Origin of the sequence: uncultured Streptococcus sp. (genome assembly GCF_915066115.1) — a bacterium.
Lineage (GTDB): Bacteria > Bacillota > Bacilli > Lactobacillales > Streptococcaceae > Streptococcus.
On the sequence record NZ_CAJZDT010000173.1, the window covers coordinates 1 to 3021 of the forward strand.

At 40.8% G+C, this 3021-nt stretch carries 3 protein-coding genes; all 3 read right to left on the reverse strand.

Annotated features, from left to right (window positions below; genetic code table 11):
• Positions 1-939, reverse strand: a 939-nt coding sequence (locus QZ565_RS09035) for an Hsp70 family protein (RefSeq protein ID WP_295528487.1), incomplete at its 3' end; no start/stop codon positions are given.
• A 249-nt stretch (positions 940-1188) separates the two neighbouring features.
• A complete protein-coding gene (gene grpE / locus QZ565_RS09040; RefSeq protein WP_084887535.1) occupies positions 1189-1713 on the reverse strand; it encodes a nucleotide exchange factor GrpE in 525 nt (174 codons plus the stop codon).
• 26 nt (positions 1714-1739) lie between these two features.
• On the reverse strand, positions 1740-2774 hold the full coding sequence (hrcA, locus tag QZ565_RS09045) for a heat-inducible transcriptional repressor HrcA (protein ID WP_295528492.1): 1035 nt from the start codon (positions 2772-2774) through the stop codon (positions 1740-1742).
• Positions 2775-3021: the final 247 nt, after the last annotated feature.

Genomic DNA, 3021 nt, shown 5'->3' on the forward strand with positions numbered 1-3021 from the left:
TGATCCACCAACTAAGATTACTTGGTCGATTTCACTTGCTGATAATCCTGCATCGCTTAATGCACGACGAACTGGTTCTTTTGTACGTTCTACTAAATCTAATGTTAATTGGTCAAATTTAGCACGAGTTAATGTTACTTCTAAGTGTAATGGTCCAGCTTCACCAGCAGTAATGAATGGTAAGCTGATTTGTGTTGAAGTTACACCTGATAAATCTTTTTTAGCTTTTTCAGCAGCATCTTTCAAACGTTGCATTGCCATTTTATCTTGTGATAAATCGATAGCTTGTTCTTTTTTGAATTCTTCTACAAGGTAGTCGATAATAGCTTGGTCGAAGTCATCTCCACCTAGTAAGTTATCTCCTGATGTAGCTAATACTTCGAATACACCATCTCCTAATTCAAGGATAGATACGTCGAAAGTACCACCACCAAGGTCAAATACTAATACTTTTTGATCAATATCAGTTTTATCTAAACCATAAGCTAATGCTGCAGCTGTTGGTTCGTTGATAATTCTTTCTACTTCTAATCCAGCGATTTTACCAGCATCTTTTGTTGCTTGACGTTGAGCATCGTTAAAGTAAGCTGGAACTGTGATAACTGCTTTAGTTACTTTTTCACCAAGGTAGTCTTCAGCATAACCTTTCAAGTATTGAAGAATCATAGCTGAGATTTCTTGTGGAGTGTATTCTTTGCCGTTTGCAGAAACTTTTTCAGAAGTTCCCATCTTAGATTTGATAGAAATAACTGTATCTGGATTTGTTACTGCTTGGCGTTTTGCAGCATCACCAACGATGATTTCGCCGTTTTTGAATGATACTACAGATGGAGTTGTGCGGTTTCCTTCTGGGTTTGCGATGATTTTGCTTTCAGTTCCTTCAAGAACTGCTACTGCTGAGTTTGTTGTACCTAAGTCAATACCGATAATTTTAGACATGTGTTTTTCTCCTTGTTAGTTAATTTTCTTTTTTTATATTTCCCTTAAGTGGTGGGGACGTGAGCAACTCCCTTCGGAATTTCATCACTTATTTTTGAGCCTATTGTCTCAAAAATCCCCTGTTTCAGTAGCAAAAGCTACTGAAACTTTCACCACGGCGGGAAACATCTTCCTTGCAAGCCTCCGGCTTGTCTCTTATCTTTCTTCATAGTTTATTGTCGTTTCGGACAAGTTTTTAAGATTTCTAGCTTAGCTATAAACTACTACCATGGCTGGGCGTAGGATGCGGTCATGGAGCTTGTAGCCTTTTTGGAAGACTTGGGCGATGGTATCTGCTGGGTGGTCATCGTCTGCTGGGAGAGTTTGGATGGCCATATGGTAGTTATGGTCAAATTCACCGTCAGCTGCGATTTCTTCGATTCCTTCTTCTTTCAAAGCATGAATCAAGCTTTCTTGCACCATTTCCAAGCCCTTCTTCACATCATCTGTCAAACCTTCAACTGCGAGTGCACGCTCAAGGTTGTCCAAAGAAGGGAGAATCGCTTTTGCCAAGTCCTGGCTACGGTAACGTTGCAAGTTTTGACGCTCTTCATTGGCACGACGTTGGATATTTTGCATTTCCGCATGAGCACGAAGGTATTTATTTTCGAACTCATCTGCACGTTCATTTGCCAAGTCCAACTCAGACTTTTCAGGAGTTGTTTCTTCAGCTGTTTCCACAACTTCCTCTTCTTGAACTTCTTCTACTTCTTCATTTTTTATATCTTGGGCCATTTTCGCCTCCTTTAATGATTTCAATCTTAATGTACTTCGTAATGATTACTGCTGAGGTAGCGGTAAAAATCTGTCAACTTCATAGTCAAAACACGGTTGACTACGTTGACTTGGTTGATTAGTTGCTGGTAATCCAGATTAACTGGACCGATAATCGCTAGAATTCCAACTCCCCGATAAGGAATGAGGAACTTGCTACTAATCACCGCTAGATCAGCTAGACTGGACTCTTGACTGTCTGCAACACGGACGTTTTGCATCTGATCTTCACGCAACCCCTCACGAATCTCCAGAGCCACCTTTTGCGGTTGGTCAAAGAACTGATAAGCTGCCAGATTGGCAAAATTCAAGAGATTAACCTTGCCCGCCACCACAATGTTTTCGTTGAACATTTCCTTAAAGATGTGTTCAAAGAGATCGATAACGTTGTCCGTTGTTGTGAAGTAACGCTGGATAATCTGCGGAATCTCCGTCCGAATCTTGTAGTGAATATCTAGAACGGTGTGGCCGAGGAAACGTTCCTGAATGATGCTCTTCAGTTTCAGCAAATCCTCCTGCAAAAAGTTCCTTGGAATCAGAAACTGACTGGTAACCGTTCGAGACTCGTCTAGGGTAAATACTGCCAAGGCTGTATGTTGCCCCAAAACAACGATATCAAAGGCTGTCAAACGTTGCCTGCTCGGCTCAACATCCAGTGCTACTACCGTACAGCCACTCAAGTCTGTCAGTAGATTAGCAGCCTCTTGCAGAATATCCTCCAATTTGAAGAATTCCTGATCAAAGGCTTTGACAATCTCATATACCTCATTTTCAGCTAGTCGGTCAAAATCCAGTGAGTGTTTCACATAGTACTGAAAACCAGCAACACTTGGCATCCGACCACTTGAAGTATGGGCCTTCTCAAGCAACCCTTGCTTTTCTAAAGCCGCCATGTCATTACGAATGGTTGCACTGCTAGAGTTAATAGACTCTTGCAAGGCTTTGGATCCGACAGGTTCGTGCGTTTTGGTAAAGATGTCAATAATCAGATTTAAAATATCCTGCTGACGCTCTGTAACCATCTCATCACTCCTCTCTGTCTGATCAATTAGCACTCGATACACTCAAGTGCTAACTCATGATTCTATTATACACCCTTAGAAGAGAATGTCAAGATAAAAACTCAAAAAATTAGCACTCTTTTGTCAAGAGTGCTAAAAATCAGTCTGAAGACCTAGAAGAAAGATCACCCTCAGGCAATCTTTCTTCTATATTATTAGTAAAGGTCTAAATAATTATCAATTTCCCATTGTGAAACGAAGGTTGCAT

Bases quoted from the DNA above. Each gene is read 5' to 3' on its own strand.
- hrcA (WP_295528492.1), bottom strand. From the start codon at position 2,774: ATGGTTACAGAGCGTCAGCAGGATATTTTAAATCTGATTATTGACATC.
- grpE (WP_084887535.1), bottom strand. From the start codon at position 1,713: ATGGCCCAAGATATAAAAAATGAAGAAGTAGAAGAAGTTCAAGAAGAG.